Genomic DNA, 18,133 nt, shown 5'->3' with positions numbered 1-18,133 from the left:
ACCCTCTTCAACAGCCGGACCGGAACCGGATATTCCAGACCCTTACGGGTTGAGGCCCTTGCTGCGCAGCCAGGGCGCCGGGTCGCTCGCGGTGGCGGCGCCGTTGATGTGCACCTCCAGGTGGAGGTGCGGCCCGGTCACGTTGCCGGTCGCGCCCACGCGGCCGATGACCTCGCCGGTGGAGACCTTCTGCCCGACGCTGACGTTGATCGAGGACTGGTGGCAGAACCACAGCTCGGTGCCGTCGTCGAGGGTGAGGATCGTGCGGTAGCCGTACGACCCGGCCCAGCCCGCCTCGGTGACCGTGCCGCTGTGGATGGCCTTGATCAGCGTGCCGGTGGGAGCGGCGAAGTCGAGGCCGGTGTGGTACCCGGAGGACCACATCGAGCCGGCCTGGCCGAAGGTGCCGGTGATCGTGTACGAGCCGACCGGCAGCGTGTACTGCTTGGCCAGCTCGGCGAGCTTCGCGGCCTCGGCCTTCTTCTTGGCGGCGGCCTCCGCGGCCTTCTTCGCGTCGGCGGCCTTCTTCGCGGCGTCCTTCTCGGCCTTGGCGGCGGCGTCGTCGACCTGCTTGGCGACGGCGGCCTCGACGGCGGCCTTCGACTTGCCGTCGACCTGCACCTGCTGCGACTCGGCCTGCGCCATGATCCGGTTGCGCAGCAGCTCGCCCGCGTCCGAGGCACCCTTGGCGGTCTCGGTGGTGGTCACGCCGACGCTGCTGAGCGCGGTCGCGGAACCCTTGGGGGTGCTGCTGGAGGAGTCGTCCAGCAGGTGGCCCACGGAGGGCAGGTCGGGCATGGAGATGGAGACCGGCGGCTTGCCGGTGTTGGCGCTGGCCATACCGCCCGCGCTCACGGCGGCTATGACACCGACGCCCAGGACGGTGGAGCTGCGGGCGAATCCTCCGCCACCACGCTGCTTGGCGACACGGTGCTTGCCGCGGTTGGGAAGAACGGTCTCCGCGCTGGGATTCCACTCCTCCCAGGGGCCCTCGTCGGGGCGGTAACCGCCGTAGACGACAGGGGCTTCTGGGGCAGCCTGGTTGGACGCCACGTGGGCGTGCTCCTTTCCTTCCTTCTCGCCTACCGGGTTAGCTGACGGGTTCGGAGCAGGAAGGTCTCCTACGCGCGTAAACCGGCCGTGTCTCCACGGCAGTTGACGAGCGATTCACCCCAAGGTGGTGGTTCCCCGGTTCCCTTTCAGGATTCGGCGCGTGCGCACGGAGCCATCTCTTGTGACGGCTGGGACGACCGCGCTGCGTTATCGAACGTTAATAGACACGGGCGCCCGTTTCCAAGCTGTTCGGCTTGATCATTAACCTTTCCTTGCTGGACGAACGGCCCACCACCGGCGAAAAACGGGCGAGTTGGCCAAGTCTCAGAATTCCCACAGGTATTGACGGGATGTCAGTTGCTATGCGGAGGGCGCTCACCCGGTCACCCCTGGTGACAACGGTCATGGATGGCGTACGGCGATCATCGCCATGTCGTCCGTCATCCAGCCCCCGGAGTACCGGCGCACCTCCTTGGCGAGGATGCCGAGCAGCGCCTCGGGGCTACGGAAGGTCCGGCCGGCCAGCCGCTCCCCGGGGTCGTAGAAGACACCGCGGGCGTCGCGCGCCTCGGACAGCCCGTCGGTGTGCACGAGGAGGGTGGCCCCGCCCGGGAACGCGAACTCCTCGGCGCGGTCGGGCCAGACCCCCAACTCGCCCATTCCCAGGGGCAGTGCGGGCTCCTGGACCTGCAACGTGCGTACGGTGCCGTCCTCGTGCAGGAGCAGCGGCGGCGGGTGGCCCCGGTCGACGATCCGTACGACGCCGTCGCCGTGCGGGAGTTCGGCGAGGACGGCCGTGGTGAACCCCTCGAACGCGTCGAGCCCGTCGCGCCGGGTGCCCTCCCGCGCCAGCGCCCGCTCCAGCCGCTGGGCGACCGCCTCCAGGGTCGCCTCCTGCTCGGCGGCCTCCCGGAACGCCCCGATGACCACGGCGACGGCGGCGACCGCGCCCATGCCCTTGCCGCGCACGTCGCCGACGACCAGCCGTACGCCGTGCGGGGTGTCCTGCACCGCGTACAGGTCACCGCCGATGAACGCGCCCTCCTGCGCCGCCTCGTACCGGGCCGCGATCTCGAACCCGCCGATCCGCTCGGCCGGTTCGGGCAGTACGGCGCGCTGGGCGGCCTCGGCGATCTCGCGCGCGGAGGCGAGCTGTTCGCTGCTGCGGCGGACCAGGGCGTTGATGAGCACGGCGAGGACCGCGACCGTCGCGACGGTGGCCGCCTCGGTGATCGCGTCGGTGTGGAGGACGATGCCGAGCCTGATGTGGATCGCGAGGACGACGACGACGGAGGCCAGGCCGGTGAGCACGGTGCCGCGCCGCGAGTAGAGCGGGGCGGCGACCAGCGGGGCGGCGGTGAAGAACGGGGCCGCGGTGAAGTCCTGCGGGGTGAAGTAGTCGTAGAACCCCCCGACGATCAGCAGCAGCGCCGGCAGCCGGTGGACGAAGGTGCGGGCGTAGGAGATCCGTCGGCCCTCGCCCTCGGGGTGGGGAGCCGGGCCGGCGCCGAGGCCGGGGTCGGGCGTGGGATCGCCGGGGAGGCGCCCGCCGGCTCGCACATACGGACCCTCCTCCTCCACGGATCCAGTTTTTCCTGGTGGGGGGAGGGCGGCGAGCGGTATGGGCCGATCGGGGGGATCGAAGAGGGGGAGAAACACCAAGGGCCGGAACCCATTTCTGGATTCCGGCCCTTGGCCTTAGTAGCGGGGACAGGATTTGAACCTGCGACCTCTGGGTTATGAGCCCAGCGAGCTACCGAGCTGCTCCACCCCGCGCCGTTGTGATTGCAACTATACGCCATCCGCGGGGTCCGATGTCACACAGGTTTCAGTCGGCGGTGTTCCCGGCGTGCGTGAGGGTCTCCCAGGAGACGAAGAGGTCGTCGCTGCCGGCCGGCCGGGTGGACTCGGCGAGCTTGTGCGCGGCGGGCACCTTCACGCCGAGCCGGCCCTCCAGGTGGTTGACGGCGACCTCCAGGTCGGGCCCCATGTTCCGGTCGACCTTGCCGCCGCACAGCCAGGCGGGCGCGGGCTCGCCGAGCTGGTAGCGGGCGTGGAATTCCAGGGCGGCCTTGAGCCGGTCCTTGACCCCGTCGTACAGGTCGACGCCCTGGTGCCAGGCGGTCTCGGCGATGTGGGCGGTCGCCGCCAGCGAGTACCCGACGTGCTTGAAGTTGCGGCAGGTCTCCTGGGCGACGCCGTCCTTGAAGGTCGTCTGCTTGAACCAGTACGTCGTCAGCTTCTGCGGAGTGGTGACCTTCGACCCCACCGGCGTGAGCGGCACCTTGCCGTCCTTCGCCAAGTAGAAGTAGGCGGGCACACGGTCGCGGAAGCGCTTGACGGCCGCGTCGAAGGCCTTGTGGTCGTCGAGGAAGACGGCGATGCCGATCGCCGCGTCCGTCATCGCGAGGTCCCAGTTGCCGTTGTAGTCCGGCAGGTCCTTCGTGACTTCCGGCTCGTAGGCGGTACGCAGCATCGTCCCGAACCGCTTGACCCGGTCCGCCGGCCACCCGGCGCCGGGCGCGTACCGCACGATCTCCGCCGCCCGCACCCAGGTCGAACCGGCCCACGCGGTCTGTAGCCCCGCGTCGTCGGAGGTGTGCTCCTTCATCTTCGCCGACCAGTCGTCCATGATCTCCCGCGCCTTCAGCGCGTGGTGCTGCTTCCCGGTGATGCTGAACAGCAGGGCCTGGGTGTACGCCGCGATCGCGTCCTCGCGCTCCTCGACACAGCCGTGCGCGGCCTTGCCGTTCCAGGGGCAGTCGACGTCGGCGTACGGCTTCGCCGTGTACTTGTACGACCCGTACTTGCTGTCCCGCATCCCGAAGTACGCCTTCAGCCAGGGCTGCTTGCCTGCGGTGACGTTCTTCCGTACGGCGTCCAACTGGCCCTTGCTGACCAGGACTCCGGGGTGGGTGAACGCGGCGTCCGCGGGGAGTGCCCGGGCCATGGTTCGCGTGCCGGTGTCTGCCGTTCCGCACGAGGCGAGTAGTCCTACGGCTACCGACGCGCCCAGCACCGCGACTGCCCTCATGTGTCCTACCTCCGCGTTGTTCTCCACACCGGGTTCTTTGTGAGCGTGACGTGGTGGGGGGTGGGGCGCAGGATCTGTTGGGCCGATTGGTCGTGGTGGGCGAGCGTCCCTGGGGGCTCCGCCCCCAGACCCCCATCGGCCCTGAAGGGGCCTCGTCCTCAAACGCCGGACGGGCTGTCTTCAGCTCAGCTAGTCAGGTGGCGGTTCGGTGCCTTCGCTCGCTCCTCGTACTCCGGGAGTACGACCACCGAAACCCCCCGCGCCGCCAACATGCCACTCCCGTCCGCCCCCTCCACGAACGTGTCCGGCTCGCGCCAGGCGGTCACCACTCGCCGTACGCCCGCGTCGAGGATCAGACGAGCGCAGGGCTTGGGGCGGGAGGCGCGGTGGGTGCAGGGTTCGAGGCTGGTGTAGACGGTGGCCGTGGGGAGGCGCGGGTCCTGCGGGTCGATCTTCGCCAGCGCCGCCTCCTCCGCGTGGACCACCGGGTCACCGGACTCGCGGGAGTGGCCCCGGGACAGCTCCGTGCCGTCCTCCGCCACCACCACCGCGCCGACGCTGAACGCCGTCCGCGAGGGCGGGCAGTTGGCGGCCAGGTCGCAGGCGACGGCGAGCCAGTGGTGGTCGGCGGAGGAGGGGAGGTCGCCGGTGCCGGGGGCGGTGGGTTCGTAGCGCATGAGGACGACGTCCTCGATGGGGCGGGTCTCGACGAGGCGCAGGCGGCCTGGTTGGTATGTCCCCGGGCCGAAGAGGCGGGGGGCCTTTCCGTCGCCCACGAAGAGGGGGGACAGGACCAAGTGGAGTTCGTCGGCCAGGCCCTGCTGGAGGAGTTGGGTGTGGATCGTGCCGCCGCCCTCGACCATCAGGCGGTCCACGCCACGGACCTCGTGCAGGTGATTCAGGAGGCGGCGCCAGTCGAGGTCGGGGCCGAGGGCCACGACGTCCGCCGCCAGGCCCAGCCCGCGTGCTCGCTCCGCGCCCCTGTCCGTCGTACAGACGAGTTTCTCGCCGCCCGTGTGCCAGAAGTTGGCCGTCGGGTCCAGGTCGCCGGAGCCGGTGACCGTGACCTTGAGGGGGTACTCGGGCTTGCCCGCGGCTACCCGACTGGCCCTGCGTTCAGGGGAGTTGACCAGGAGGCGGGGGTTGTCCGCGCGGATCGTGCCGGCGCCGATGAGGATCGCGTCCACGGACGCCCGGACCTCGTCGACGCGGTCGAAGTCGGCCGGGCTGGAGAGGAGCAGCCGGTCGGGGCCGGTGTCGTCGAGGTAGCCGTCGAGGGAGACGGCGGCGGACAGCAGGACGTGGGGGAAAGGCATCGACGCGCTCCCGGCTCGATCGAATTGCGGGGCTTGGTGGAACGGCGGGGAATGGCGGAACGGTGGGGCTTGATGGAACAGTGGGGCTTGGTTCAAGTTTGAAACAAACCTACACTGGGGGCATGACGACCCGCTGGCTCACCGCCGAGGAGCAGCGCGCCTGGCGCGCGTACATCGCCGCGACGCACCTCCTGGAGGACGCGATCGACCGGCAGCTCCAGCAGGAGGCCGGCATGCCCCACCTGTACTACTCCATCCTCGCCAACCTCTCCGAGGTGCCGGACCGCCGGTTGCGGATGACCGACCTCGCCGAGAAGTCGAAGATCACCCGGAGCCGGCTGACGTACGCCGTGACCCGGCTGGAGAAGGACGGTCTGGTGCGGCGGGAGGGGTGCCCGTCGGACAAGCGGGGCAGTACCGCCGTCCTGACCGACGCGGGGATGGACGTCCTGGAGCGTACGGCGCCGGGTCACGTCGAGACCGTACGCGCCGCGATCTTCGACCACCTCACCCCGGAGCAGGTGCGGCAGATGGAGGAGATCAGCGCCGGGATCGCCCGGGCGCTGGAAGGCGACGGGGGCGAGGCCGCCCGGGAGGACGTTCCCTGGCGCCGGCGTTCCTCCTCGCCGTGCACGTGACCCGCGAACCGTGACCCGCCAGCCGTGACCCGTCCCACAATTCTGTTGCTTCAAATTTCAAGCATGAGGTAGTCTCCGTGATCGTGGATGTGCTTCAAAACTGAAGCACATCCCGGAACACCTGCCCGCCGGACCACGGAGACCCGCATGCCCGACTTCCCCGCCGCCACCCCGCGTGCCCGCGTCCGGGTACCGCTGCGCTTCCAGGACGGCTACGGCGTCGACGCCGAACTCGTCACCTTCCACGGCCTGACCGACGGCCAGGAACACGTGGCGGTCGTCCTCGGCGACCCCGCCCCCGGCACCACCCCGCTGGTCCGGCTGCACTCCGAGTGCCTGACCGGCGACGTCTTCGGCTCCGCCCGCTGCGACTGCGGACCCCAGCTGCGCGAGGCCGTGGAGCGCATAGCCGACCGGGGCGGTGTCCTGCTATACCTGCGCCAGGAGGGCCGGGGCATCGGCCTCTACAACAAGCTCGACGCGTACGCCCTCCAGGACCAGGGTCTCGACACGTACGCCGCGAACACCGCGCTGGGCCTGCCCGAGGACGCCCGTGACTACACGGCCGCCGCGCAGATGCTCACCGCCCTCGGGATCACGTCCCTGGACCTGCTGTCCAACAACCCTGACAAGGCCGACCAGTTGCGCGGCCTGGGCATCGACGTCCACGACCGCGTACCGACCGGCGTCTTCACCACCCCCCACAACGTCCGGTATCTACGCGCGAAGGTCCTCCAGACCCACCACACGCTGCCGCTGGGCCAGTTGACGGAGCTGAACGCGGGCTGACGTGCCTGAGCAGGGGCTGAGCTGCCCGACGATGGTGTAGCGGGCTACACCATCCATTCGGGAGGGCACTCCCTCGTGCCGCAGGGCCGCCGCCGGAAGGCTTGAGACCACGATCACGCACTCGATCCCGAACGCGATCCGGATCTCGACCGACCGCCGACACGGAGGCCTTCCCCAGCCATGGCTACTCTCCTTTATCGCTTGGGCCGCGTGGCCTTCCGGTGGCGCTGGTTCGTCACCCTGTTGTGGGTGGCGGTCCTCGGCGCCGTCGGATTCGCCGCCGCCAAGGCCCCCGCCGCCCCGGACGACGGCTTCACGATGCCCGGCATCGAGTCGCAGCGCGCCTTCGACCTGCTGGAGCAGCGCTTCCCCGGCACCGCGGCGGACGGCGCGAGCGCCCGGATCGTCTTCGTCGCCCCGAACGGCGAGAAGGTCACCGCGACCGAGAACAAGGCGGCGATCGAGAAGCTGGTCACGGAGGCGGCCGACGGTTCCCAAGTCGCCTCCGCCGTCGACCCGTTCGCCGCGCAGGCGGTGAGCGAGGACGCGTCGACCGCCTACTCCACCGTCACCTTCAAGGTGAAGGCCGACGACCTCACCGGCGCCGCCAAGACCCACCTGGAACGGGCCATCGACACGGCCCAGAAGGCGGGCCTGACCGTCGAGGTCGGCGGCGACGCCCTCGCGACCCAGCCCGCGGCGGGCGGCAGCGCGGAGGCGATCGGCATCGCGATAGCCGCCGTGGTCCTGCTCATCACCTTCGGTTCGCTGGCCGCGGCCGGCCTGCCCCTCCTCACCGCGATCCTCGGCGTCGGCATCAGCATGTCCGCCGTCCTCGCCCTGGGCAGCGCCTTCGGCCTCTCCGAGACCACGGGCACCCTGGCCACGATGCTCGGCCTCGCCTGCGGTATCGACTACGCGCTCTTCGTCGTCTCCCGCTATCGGGAGGAACGCGAGAAGGGCCACGCACCGCGCGAAGCAGCCGGACTGGCTGCCGGTACGGCGGGTTCGGCCGTGGTGTTCGCCGGGCTGACCGTTGTCATCGCGCTGGCCGGTCTGTCGGTGGTCGGCATCCCGATGCTGACGAAGATGGGCCTCGCGGCGGCGGGCGCGGTCCTCCTGTCGGTCCTGATCTCCCTCACCCTGGTCCCGGCGCTCCTCGGCTTCTGGCCGAACGCCGTCCTCTCCCGCCGCGACCGCAAGAACAAGGCGCATCGGGGCAAGGACCAGGCCAACGGCGAGAACGGCGGCAGCCGTTGGGCCCGGCTCGTCGTCCGCCGCCCGATCCCCGTCCTGATGCTCGGCGTCGTAGGACTCGGCGCGATGGCTCTGCCCGCCCTCAACCTCCAGCTCGGCATGCCCGGCGACGAGGCCAAGTCCACGGCCACCACCGAACGCCGCGCCTACGACGACCTCGCCCAGGGCTTCGGCCCCGGCTTCAACGGCCCCCTCACCATCGTCGTGGACGCGAAGAAGGCGGACGACGCGAAGAGCGCCGTAGCGACGATCTCGAAGGAGATCGCGGCCACCGACGGAGTCGTCTCCGTCTCACCGGCGCGCTTCAACTCGGCAGGCGACACAGCGGTGTTCAGCGCGACTCCCGCCACCAGCCCCACCGACGAGAAGACGAAGCAGCTCGTCCAGACGATCCGCGACGAACGGCCGGCCATCGCCGCCGACGCGGGCGCGAGCTTCGAGGTCACCGGTACCACCGCGCTGAACATCGACGTGGCGCAGAAGGTGCAGGACGCGCTGATCCCGTACCTGGCGCTGGTGGTTGGCCTGGCGATCGTCCTCCTGCTCCTGGTCTTCCGCTCACTGCTCGTGCCCCTGAAGGCGGCGCTCGGCTTCCTGCTCTCGGTCCTCGCGGCGCTCGGCGCGGTCGTCGCCGTCTTCCAACAGGGCCACGGGGCCTCGCTGTTGGGCGTCGATCAGACCGGCCCGATCATGAGCCTGATGCCGATCTTCCTGGTGGGCATCGTCTTCGGCCTCGCCATGGACTACGAGGTGTTCCTCGTCTCCCGGATGCGCGAGGCGTACGTCCACGGGGACGGGCCCGGGCAGGCGATCGTCTCCGGGTTCCGGCACAGCGCCCGGGTGGTCGTGGCGGCCGCGCTGATCATGATGGCGGTGTTCTCGGGCTTCATCGGCGCGGGCGCCTCGATGATCAAGATGATCGGCTTCGGGCTGGCCATCGCGGTGCTGTTCGACGCGTTCGTGGTCCGGATGGCGATCGTGCCCGCAGTCCTCTCCCTCCTGGGCAACAAGGCCTGGTACCTGCCGCGTTGGCTGGACCGGATCCTCCCCCGCATGGACGTCGAGGGCGAGGCCCTGAGCCGCAAGGTCCCGGCGCCGACCGCCGGCACTCCAGCGGCTCCCCTCACACCGGTCCCGTAAGGGATCGCCCAGACCGGGGCCGCCGAGAGCGGAGGCGGCCTCGCGGTGCCGGATCCCGTGGGGACGGGGACCGGCGCAAGTCCCGGGCCCGGCGACGGGGCACTCCCCCCGCCCGTCGCCGGGCCCGCGGACGTCCACACCTCACCAAGTCACCCAGCCACCAACACGTCACGCCACGTCATCAACACGCCCACCAGAGAGGGCACTTCGATGAAAACCTCCGTACAGGCCGGAGTGGCCGGGCTCCTCGCCTGCGGCACGCTGCTCACCGTCGTCCTGGTCACCCGCGACGGCGACGGCACCGGCGACGGCCACACCGGCATCGCCTACTCGTCCCCGACGAAGGGCCCGTACGTGGCCATCGGCGACTCCTACACCGCCGCCCCCGGCGTCACGGACCCCACCGGCACCCCCGCCGGCTGCGACCGCTCCGCCGGCAACTACCCGGCGCTGGTGGCCGCCGAACTCGGCCTGAAGGACGGGGACTTCCGCGACGTGAGTTGCAGCGGCGCCACGACCGCCGACCTCACGGCAGCACAGAAGACGGACGACGGCACCAACTCCCCGCAGCTCAGGGCACTTTCGTCCACCACCCGGCTGGTCACCGTGGGGATCGGCGGCAACGACATCGACTTCAGCTCGATGATCAAACGGTGCGTGGCGATGGGCGCGCTGTACGAGATGACGGGCAGCGGCAAGTACGTCGACGAGGACGCGCCCTGCGAACGCAACTACGTCACGGGCGACTCGGACGCCGTACAGAAGAAGATCGCCACGGCGGGCACCCGGCTCACCCGGGTCCTGGACGAGGTCAGGCGGCGCGCTCCCGAGGCCCGGGTCTACGTCGTCTCTTACCCGGCGATCCTGCCGGCCGACAGCGCCGACTGCGGCCGGGAGATGTCCCTCGCACCGGGTGACGTGACCTTCCTCCGCGAGAAGGAACAACAGCTCAACTCCATGCTGCGGAAGCGGGCTTCGGCGGCGGGAGCCGGCTACGTCGACACGTACACGCCCTCCGCGGACCACAACGCCTGCGCGGCGAAGGACACCCGCTGGATCGAACCGCTCGTACCGGAGAGCCCGGCGGCGCCGGTGCACCCGAACGCGCGGGGTGAGCGGGGCATGGCGGACGCGGTGCTGAGCACGATCAAGTAGGCGCGGCAGGGCGGTCGTTCACGATCTGATGTGTCAACCCGTGAGTCCGCAACCTAAGTTGCACCCGTGGACACTGTGAGTCACGGCAACTCGCTAGGCCGTCCCGGCCGGCCCGGCACAGCATGAGGCGACTCGTCCTCAAGTGATCGGGAGACACAGTGAACTCCTCCCCCACCGGTGCCGGCCGCCGCGACTTCCTCGGCCGTACGGCAGGTGTCACGGCCGGCGCGGCCCTGCTGAGCACCCTGACCCCCGCCCCGGCATCAGCCACCCCGCGCAGCGACGCGAGCCGCCGGGTGAGAACCCAGTCCGGCCTGGTCACGGGCGTCCCCGCCGCCCTCCCCGGCGTCACCGTCTACAAGGGCATCCCCTACGCCGCCTCCACGGCCGGCGAGAACCGCTGGCGCGCCCCGCGACCCCCCGCCTCCTGGCAGGGCGTCCGCAGGGCCGACACCTGGGGCGCCGCCTGCCCCCAGCCGGTCACGGGCATCGCCGCCGACAAGGTGCCCCCGCTGAGCGAGGACTGCCTCAACCTCAACATCTGGACAGGGACGGGCAGTTCACCCGCCGGGCGCGACCTCCGCCCGGTCCTCGTCTGGATCTACGGCGGCCGCAACAGCGCCATGTGGGCCTCGCAGCCGGTGTACGACGGGGCGAACCTGGTGGCCAAGGGCGCGGTGGTGGTGACGTACAACCACCGGGTCGGCGCCTTCGGCAACCTCGCGCATCCGGCGCTGAGTTCGGAGGGCGGGCACGGTGGTTCCGGGAACTGGGGTGTGCAGGACACGGTGGCGGCGCTGAAGTGGATCCGCCGCAACATCGCCGCGTTCGGGGGCGATCCGGAGCGGGTGACGCTGGCGGGGTGGTCGCACGGTTCGTCGTTCGTGAACATCCTGATGATCTCGAAGCTGGCACGGGGCCTGTTCCACCGGGCCGTGCTGTCGGCGGGCGTGCAGTACACCAAGGACCCGGCGCTGGGTCATGTGGCGGGCGGCTACGCGCGGTTGGCGGCGGCGGAGGCCAACGGCACGGCGTTCGCGACGTACATGGGCGCGTCCACGTTGTCGGACCTGCGCGCGCTGACGGCCGACGAGATCGTGACCAAGGTGTACGCGCAGGGCGCCCCGGCGGCGGGCACGAACTTCGGCAACGTACTGGACGGCTACGTCCTGCCGAGGACGTACACGGCCGCGATGAAGTCCCGTACCGAGTACGACGTCCCGGTCCTCACCGGCAACAACAAGGACGAGAACGGCGCTTCACCGACGCTGACGATGACGGTCGCGGCGTACGAGGCGTTCGCGGCGACGACGTTCGGGGACCGGGCGGCCGACTTCCTCGCCCTCTACCCCGCGACGACGGACACGGAGGCGGCAGCGCAGTACAACAACTACGCCCGCGACGAGGAACGCGTCTCCACGTTCCTCTGGGGCACCCAGTTCCGGGTCACGGCCGCCAACCGCAGCCCGGTCTACACCTATTGGTGGACCCATGTCCCCCCGGGCCAGGACACCACCAACCCGATCGAACCGGCGGACGGCGCGGGCGCGTACCACGGTGCCGAGAAGTACTACCTCTTCGGCAACCTGTACGGCACGGACCGTCCGTGGACGGCCGCGGACCACGCGATCGCCGACACGACGTCGTCGTACGTCGCGAACTTCGCGGCGACGGGCAATCCGAACGGCCACGGCCTGCCGGTGTGGCCGGCGTTGCGCACGTCGAAGCCGGTGTCGATGGAACTGGGCGACCACTTCGCGCCGTTGGCCGCGGCGGACAGTGCGGCCAAGTACGCGTTCTTGAAGGGGTACTTGGAGGCGCAGACGACGGAGTACTGAGCGCCGAGTCGCGTCAACTGTGCGCTCGCGCGGTGAGATAGGGGTCCCGGCGGAGGACCTCCCGGCTGCCGACGAGCGTGCCGACGGCCAGGCCGGCAGCGGGCAGCAGCAGCGCCGCTCCGGCCCAGGCCGGGCCGGGCAGGGCGTCCATGACGGTGATGGGCAGGCCGAGCACCTCGCTGAGCGGGCCGGCCAGCGACGCGGACAGCACCGTGCCGACGACCGCGCCGAGCACTCCCGCCACCCCGCCGGACAGCACGGCTTCGCCGAGCAGGATCCGGCGCAGTTCGGGCCGTTCGGAACCGAGGATCCGCAGGACGGCGAACTGGCCGATCCGTGCCCGCGCGCTGTCCGCCGCCCGCACGGCACCGAGCGCGAGGGCGCCGAGCGCCAGGACCAGCACACCGACACCCATCGCGAGATCCGCCGCGCCGAACAGACCGGGCAGGTTGCGGACCCGGTCGGAGACCGCCGAGGCCGAAAACCCCTTGTCCTGGAGGGACTTGGTGACCGCGGCCACCTGCCGCTGGTGCTCGACCACCACGACGGCGGACTGTGCGCCCTCCCGAAGTTCCCGAGGGTGGCCGGGAGTTCGGACAGCGCGTTGTCGTGGAGGTAGAGGAAGGCGTCGAGGTCGGTCAGGGTGCCGAGTTCGTCGGGTACCGCGGTGAGGTGGTTGTGACCGAGGTCGAGGGTGGTCAGGCCGTGGAGTCGACCGATCCCGGGCGGGAGGTCGGTGAGTCCGTTGTCCGCGAGGATGAGGACCTGGAGTTCGGTGCGTCGCCAGACCGACTCGGGTACTTTTCCCAGCTGTTGGCGCCATAGGTTCAGTACGTGCGGCACGGTCCGGTCTGCCTCTCCTGGGGTACGTCGTGTCAGTGGTCGGAGTCGCCCTTGCCCCGTTGCCCCGTTGGTCCTGACCGCTCACCGGACGCCGCCAACAGGCCCAGCACTCCGCCGAGTTGCCGACGTACCCCCGCATCGGCGATGAGCCCGTCCGCGCCGCGCATCCCCCGGTCCACCGGGATCCTCACGCAGGCCGCCTCCACGACGTCGGCGCCGGTGTAGCCCAGGACCGTCCGCAACGTGGTCTCCGCGCCCCCACCCCGCCCCGGTGCCGCCGCGTTGACCCAGGCCACCGGCTTGTCGCAGATCTCGGTGCCGCCGACCGTCCAGTCCAGGAGGTTCTTGAACGAGCCCGGCAGGGTGCCCGCGTACTCCGGGGTGCAGATCAGGATCCCGGCCGCCCGGTCGATCGCCGCCCGCAGCGCGGCCACGGGCGCGGGCAACGGGTCGGTGTCGTCATCGGGGTTGAAGTGCGGAAGCCCGGCGAGACCGTCGTAGAGCACGGCGTCCACCCGCGCGTCCGGCGCCACGGCACAAGCGGTGCGCAGCACGGCCTCGTTGGAGGAACCGGCCCGCAGGCTCCCCGACAGCAACAGGATCACCGGTGACGTGGACATCCGCACAAGCTACTCCCGGCGCTCACGCCCACCCGTGCACGGACACCTGCGGTTCGACGCCGTCGAGGTACTGCCGGAGCGCCAGCCCATTGCCCCTGACGAACTCCTCGGGTACGGCCTCGACTTGGACCCAGCGGACCTGCGCGTGCTTGAGGGGCTCGCGGTTCTCGGCCTCGCCGGTCCACTCGTCGGCGGCGAAGACGACCGTGAGGAATCCACTCGGCGCCTCGACACCGAGGGAGGCATGGACGACATGCACGACCTTCAGCGAGGCCGCGTCCACGACGACCCCGGTCTCCTCGTACAGCTCGCGCACGGCGGTCTCGGTGATGGGCTCGCCGGGTTCGTTCTTGCCGACGGGGAGGTCCCACATCCCGCACCCGAACTTGGCCTTCTCACCACGCTGGAGGAGAAGGACGCGACCCGCGGCCCTGTCGTGGACGATGACGGCCGCGACCAGGAGGGTCATGGAGGAGCAGGCGGGCTGGAGGGCAGGATTCATGGCCGGCCCGGCCGGACCGTGAGATACACCCAGCCGCTCCACGCGGCGCCGGTCTGAGCGCCCGTGGTCGGTGGGGTGTAGTGGCCGCGCAGGCGGTAACGGCCGTTGTCCGCGAAGAGTTTCAGGGCGCGGCTATAGCCGTACGAGCCGTCGGAGTACAGCGGCACGCAGCGCTGCGAGGTGCTGGGATGCCACGCCCCCGAGGTGTAGCGCTCCACGGACACCGACATGCATCCGGTGGCCTGGTGGGGAGTGACCTTGAGGCTGAGGCCCATGTTCACTTCCGACTTGTAGAGGACCTGATACGTCGTCGACCCGATCCGGGTGGTCGCGAGCGGCCATTGCAGCTCGGTCCGCACGGCCGGCGTGAGCGTCACGGCGTGCGTCACGGTCCGTGGGGCATACCGGTAGTCGCCCGCGAAGACCGCGGTGAACGTGGTGTCGCGACCGATCTTGTCGTACGCGACCAGGTTGCCGGACGAGTCGACGTGCCCGCTCTTGAGCTGGGTGCGGGACTGGCCCGCGGGCTGGGCATAGAGCGTCACGGCACGGGAGTTGTACGTCGTCCCCAGATGCGCGGTGACCTTGGCCGTCGCACCGGAACGGTAGGACGCCGCGTCGGTCGTGACGCTCAGCGCCGAAGTCGCCCTGGACACCTGGACGTTGGCCGACGCCGTCACCGGGAGGTAGGCCGTGCCGCCGTCGTACGTGACGGTGTAGGTGTTCGTGCTTCCGACCTGCGGTGCGTCGCGGAAGGAGAACCTGCCGTCGGCGGCGACCGGGACGGCGGGGAGGGCGTAGCCGGACGGATGCGCCAGGTCCTTCTTGACCACGTGGACCGCGCCGGTCGTCAAGTGGGCGTGGGGCCAGGTGAGTTGACCGGTGACGGTGAGCGGCGCGGCACGGTTGCCGGTGGTGGGCGCCGACAGCGTCGTCGTCGGCGCGTACTTCGCGAGGGGGATGTCGAAGGTCCGGGTGGCCGGGGCGTAGTGGCCGGCGCCGGAGTAGTCGACGCGGTAGCTCAGGGTGCCGGTGAGCGGGGCGGTGTCGTGGATGCCGTACCCGCCGAAGGGGTTGACCGCGTTCGCCGGAAGCCTGGTCGCGTCGGTCACGGCGACGCCGTCCGGATGGGTGCCGTCGTAGCGCAGGATCCGTACGGAGCCGGGGAGTTGGCCGTGGTCGGTCCCGGTCGGGGACAGGGAGGAGTCGAAGGAGACGTTGAGGGAGACGGGCTCGCCTGGGGCGAGTGGCGTGGTGGCGCTTCCGTTGAGCCGGACCGCGGCCGTCTCCGGGGCCTTGGCCACCTCCAGCGTCGGGCTTCCTCCGTCGGCGTCCACGGCGACGCCGTAGAGGCGGCTCTCGTCCGGGGCCCAGGCGAGACCGTGGGCGGCCAGTCGTAGCGGAGAGTCGATCACGTGGCTGCCGTAGAAGCCCGACCCGGTCACCGGCACGGCCCTGAACTCATCGCCGTCGCAACCGCATCCCGCCAGCGTCCCGTCGGGCGCGACGGCCACCGCGCGCGCCGCCAGCGGGTCGGCGAAGCGGCCGTCCGCGGCCAGGTCGGAGACGCGGAACCTGTTCGCGCTCGGAGTCCGCCACGACGTGACGGCCACGTCCTGCCCGTCGGCCGTCACCGCGAAGTCGGTGAGATCGGGGACGGGCAGCGCCCGGGCCGCCTGCCGGGTCAGCCCACCGTCCGCGACCCGGTACGTGACGAACGCGGAACTGTCTCCCGTCTGCGCGGCCGCGACGAGCGTGCCGGACGACGTCGGAGTGGTCGCCAGCAGCGGGGAGCCGTCCCAACTGCCGGAATCCCGCGCCGTCTTCACCGCCCCGGTCGCGTCCACCGACCCGATGCCACCGGCACCCGCTCCCCCGTAACCGAACCAGAGCGTGCCCCCGGCCACGGCCAGCGAGTCGGGACGCGTACCCGCGCCGGTGCCGTAACGGGCCGTCTCCGTCAGGGTGTTGGTGTCGATCGCGACAATCGCGTCCTGGTCGGGCAGCGCCGCGTAGACCGTGGAACCGTCGTCCGACAGCGCCAACCCCGTGGCACCGGGCTCCCCTTCGAGCGTCGTCGGGTCGCCCCCGTCGAGATCCGTCACGAGGATGCCGTCCGTGCCGGCGCCCCCGCTGAGGATGAGATGCCCGTGAGCGGCGTCCACCAAGAGATGCGAGAAGCCCGCGATCGGCAACGACACCCCCGACGCCGCGAACGAGTCGCCCGCCCCCGGGACGATCACACCCGTCAGCCCCAACACCGTCGCCGCAACGGCGAGCGACGAAAAACGCCCCGTCTTCATGCAGGTCCCCCCGGACGCACACATTGGGGCCCCGGCGGCTCGAAGGCGGCCGGGGCGCGAAACCTCAGGTCAGCGACTCAGCGCACCTTCGGTGCGCGCCGGGGGCGTGGTAAATCCCGTGGCGCGCTGGAGGTGCTTCTGTCTGCCCTGACGGCGCTGGTATCGGTCCGGGACGCTGGCAGAGTTCGTTCCGGCCGAAACCGATGCTTCTGTGATGCCGGTGAGCTCGCAGGTCAGCGTGGTGCTGGGGGCCGACCACGGGAACCGTGGAGTGTTGCTGTGAGCACGTGCGTCAGAATTCCTGATTCGCCCTGGCCCTCCCGGAACGGCGTAACCGGCCGTCCGGCGAGGGAGGGGGCAAGACCGTGGACGTGCTGCACGAACGCTGTGCCGGCCTCGACATCAGCAAGAAGGACGCCAAAGCGTGCGTCCGCACCCCGAGTTCGAAGCGGCGGGGGTCCTTCACGACCGAGACCACGACGTGGGGATCGACGACGAACGCGGTCCTGGAACTGCGGGACCATCTGCTCGCCGCACGGGTCACGCTGGTGGTGATCGAGGCGACCTCGGACTACTGGAAACCGTTCTACTACGTGCTGACCGAGGGCCTGAACGTGATCCTGGTCAACGCCCGGCAGGTCAAGAACCTGCCAGGCCGCAAGACCGACGTTTCCGACGCCGCCTGGCTGGCCCAGCTCGGCGCCCACGGACTGGTCCGCCCCTCCTTCGTGCCACCCCAACCGGTGCGCGAACTACGGGACCTGACCCGGGCCCGCACCCAGATGACCCGCGAGCGCGGACAGATCGTGCAGCGCCTGGAGAAACTGCTGGAGGACACCGGGATCAAACTGTCCGCGGTCGCCTCCGACATCATGGGCGTCTCCGGCCGCGCCATGCTGGAGGCGTTGACCTCCGGGGAACGCGACCCGCAGGTCCTCGCCCAGCTGGCCAGGCGCAAGCTCCGCAACAAGATCCCCGAGCTCACCGAGGCCCTGACCGGGCGCTTCCGCGCCCACCACGCGTTCCTGACCCGGCTGCACCTGGACCACTACGACCAGCTCACCGACGCGATCCGGCAGCTGGACCAGCGGATCGAGGAGGCGATGGCCCCCTTTCGTCCCGCACTCGACCTCCTGGACACCGTCCCCGGGATCAACCGGGCCGTCGCCGAGGTGATCATCGCGGAGACCGGCAGCGACATGAGCCGGTTCGCCTCCGCCAAGCACCTCGCCTCCTGGGCCGGGGTCTGCCCCGGCCACCACGAGTCCGCCGGCCGCACCAAGAACACCAGGGTCCGGCCCGGCAACCCGTATCTCAAAGGCGCCCTCGGCCTCGCCGCGTTCGGCGCCGTGAGGACCAAGGACACCTACCTGCAGGCCCGGTACAAACGCCTGACCGCCCGCCGCGGTCCGCTCCGGGCCCTGGTCGCCGTCGAGCACTCGATCATCACCGCAATCTGGCACATGCTCACCGACAACGTCCCCTACTGCGAACTCGGCGGCACCTACTTCGCCCGGCGCGACCCCGAACGCGCCACCCACCGCGCGATCAACGCGCTCAACCAGCTCGGCTACACCGTCACCCTCAACCCGCTGGAAGGCACAGCCTGACCGACCCGAGCCACGGCACCCGGCGCCACCACGGC

The 18,133-nt window shown here is 70.6% G+C and carries 14 protein-coding genes, 1 tRNA gene, 1 pseudogene and 1 riboswitch; of the genes and pseudogenes, 6 read left to right on the top strand and 10 right to left on the bottom strand.

Going from position 1 to position 18,133, the window contains the following annotated elements; genetic code table 11:
• Positions 1–42: 42 nt before the first annotated feature.
• From OG714_RS27150 to OG714_RS27130, 5 genes are all read right to left on the bottom strand, one after another.
• Complete coding sequence (locus tag OG714_RS27150; RefSeq protein ID WP_406124785.1) at positions 43–1,053, bottom strand: M23 family metallopeptidase; 1,011 nt, start codon at positions 1,051–1,053, stop codon at positions 43–45.
• A gap of 11 nt (positions 1,054–1,064) precedes the next feature.
• Positions 1,065–1,222, bottom strand: a riboswitch (cyclic di-AMP (ydaO/yuaA leader).
• 233 nt (positions 1,223–1,455) lie between these two features.
• Entirely contained in the window at positions 1,456–2,634 is a 1,179-nt protein-coding gene (locus OG714_RS27145) for a PP2C family protein-serine/threonine phosphatase (protein ID WP_406124783.1), read from the bottom strand.
• A 121-nt stretch (positions 2,635–2,755) separates the two neighbouring features.
• Positions 2,756–2,829: transfer RNA gene (locus tag OG714_RS27140), tRNA-Met, on the bottom strand.
• A 52-nt stretch (positions 2,830–2,881) separates the two neighbouring features.
• Positions 2,882–4,087 carry an alginate lyase family protein gene (locus OG714_RS27135; protein WP_406124782.1) on the bottom strand — a complete coding sequence of 402 codons (1,206 nt, stop codon included), beginning with the start codon at positions 4,085–4,087 and terminating at the stop codon, positions 2,882–2,884.
• Positions 4,088–4,272: 185 nt separating this feature from the next.
• On the bottom strand, positions 4,273–5,403 hold the full coding sequence (locus OG714_RS27130) for a dihydrofolate reductase family protein (RefSeq protein WP_406124780.1): 1,131 nt from the start codon (positions 5,401–5,403) through the stop codon (positions 4,273–4,275).
• A 122-nt stretch (positions 5,404–5,525) separates the two neighbouring features.
• On the opposite strand from OG714_RS27130, the gene OG714_RS27125 reads away from it, so the two are divergent.
• The 5 genes from OG714_RS27125 (at position 5,526) to OG714_RS27105 (ending at position 12,220) form a co-directional block, all read left to right on the top strand.
• Positions 5,526–6,041 carry a MarR family winged helix-turn-helix transcriptional regulator gene (locus tag OG714_RS27125; protein ID WP_406124779.1) on the top strand — a complete coding sequence of 172 codons (516 nt, stop codon included), beginning with the start codon at positions 5,526–5,528 and terminating at the stop codon, positions 6,039–6,041.
• A 147-nt stretch (positions 6,042–6,188) separates the two neighbouring features.
• Positions 6,189–6,830, top strand: coding sequence for a GTP cyclohydrolase II (ribA, locus tag OG714_RS27120; protein ID WP_406124778.1), 642 nt, complete (start codon positions 6,189–6,191; stop codon positions 6,828–6,830).
• Positions 6,831–7,010: 180 nt separating this feature from the next.
• Complete coding sequence (locus tag OG714_RS27115) at positions 7,011–9,227, top strand: MMPL family transporter (protein ID WP_406124777.1); 2,217 nt, start codon at positions 7,011–7,013, stop codon at positions 9,225–9,227.
• A gap of 210 nt (positions 9,228–9,437) precedes the next feature.
• Positions 9,438–10,382 carry an SGNH/GDSL hydrolase family protein gene (locus OG714_RS27110; protein ID WP_406124776.1) on the top strand — a complete coding sequence of 315 codons (945 nt, stop codon included), beginning with the start codon at positions 9,438–9,440 and terminating at the stop codon, positions 10,380–10,382.
• Between the two features lie 158 nt (positions 10,383–10,540).
• Positions 10,541–12,220 carry a carboxylesterase/lipase family protein gene (locus tag OG714_RS27105; RefSeq protein ID WP_406124774.1) on the top strand — a complete coding sequence of 560 codons (1,680 nt, stop codon included), beginning with the start codon at positions 10,541–10,543 and terminating at the stop codon, positions 12,218–12,220.
• A 13-nt stretch (positions 12,221–12,233) separates the two neighbouring features.
• Here the strand turns inward: OG714_RS27105 and OG714_RS27100 are convergent, their stop codons facing one another.
• The 5 genes and pseudogenes from OG714_RS27100 to OG714_RS27080 all read right to left on the bottom strand — a co-directional run bounded on the left by OG714_RS27100 (position 12,234) and on the right by OG714_RS27080 (position 16,488).
• Positions 12,234–12,764: an FtsX-like permease family protein gene (locus tag OG714_RS27100; protein ID WP_406124772.1), complete on the bottom strand. Its 531-nt coding sequence runs from the start codon at positions 12,762–12,764 to the stop codon at positions 12,234–12,236.
• Positions 12,765–12,877: 113 nt separating this feature from the next.
• Positions 12,878–13,063 (bottom strand): annotated as a pseudogene (locus tag OG714_RS27095) (leucine-rich repeat domain-containing protein); the annotation flags it as partial.
• A gap of 32 nt (positions 13,064–13,095) precedes the next feature.
• Positions 13,096–13,683, bottom strand: a complete 588-nt coding sequence (locus tag OG714_RS27090) for an NADPH-dependent FMN reductase (RefSeq protein ID WP_406124771.1) — start codon at positions 13,681–13,683, stop codon at positions 13,096–13,098.
• Positions 13,684–13,705: 22 nt separating this feature from the next.
• Entirely contained in the window at positions 13,706–14,185 is a 480-nt protein-coding gene (locus tag OG714_RS27085) for an NUDIX domain-containing protein (protein ID WP_406124769.1), read from the bottom strand.
• On the bottom strand, positions 14,182–16,488 hold the full coding sequence (locus OG714_RS27080) for a YncE family protein (RefSeq protein ID WP_406124767.1): 2,307 nt from the start codon (positions 16,486–16,488) through the stop codon (positions 14,182–14,184). The genes OG714_RS27085 and OG714_RS27080 overlap by 4 nt, the downstream gene beginning before the upstream one ends.
• 365 nt (positions 16,489–16,853) lie before the next feature.
• Between OG714_RS27080 and OG714_RS27075 the strand changes: the two genes are divergently transcribed.
• Entirely contained in the window at positions 16,854–18,098 is a 1,245-nt protein-coding gene (locus OG714_RS27075) for an IS110 family transposase (protein ID WP_405969036.1), read from the top strand.
• The last annotated feature ends 35 nt before the right edge of the window (positions 18,099–18,133 follow it).

It is taken from the genome of Streptomyces sp. NBC_00989 (genome assembly GCF_045162655.1).
Classification (GTDB): Bacteria; Actinomycetota; Actinomycetes; order Streptomycetales; family Streptomycetaceae; genus Streptomyces.
This window is presented reverse-complemented; position numbering and strand designations above follow the sequence as displayed.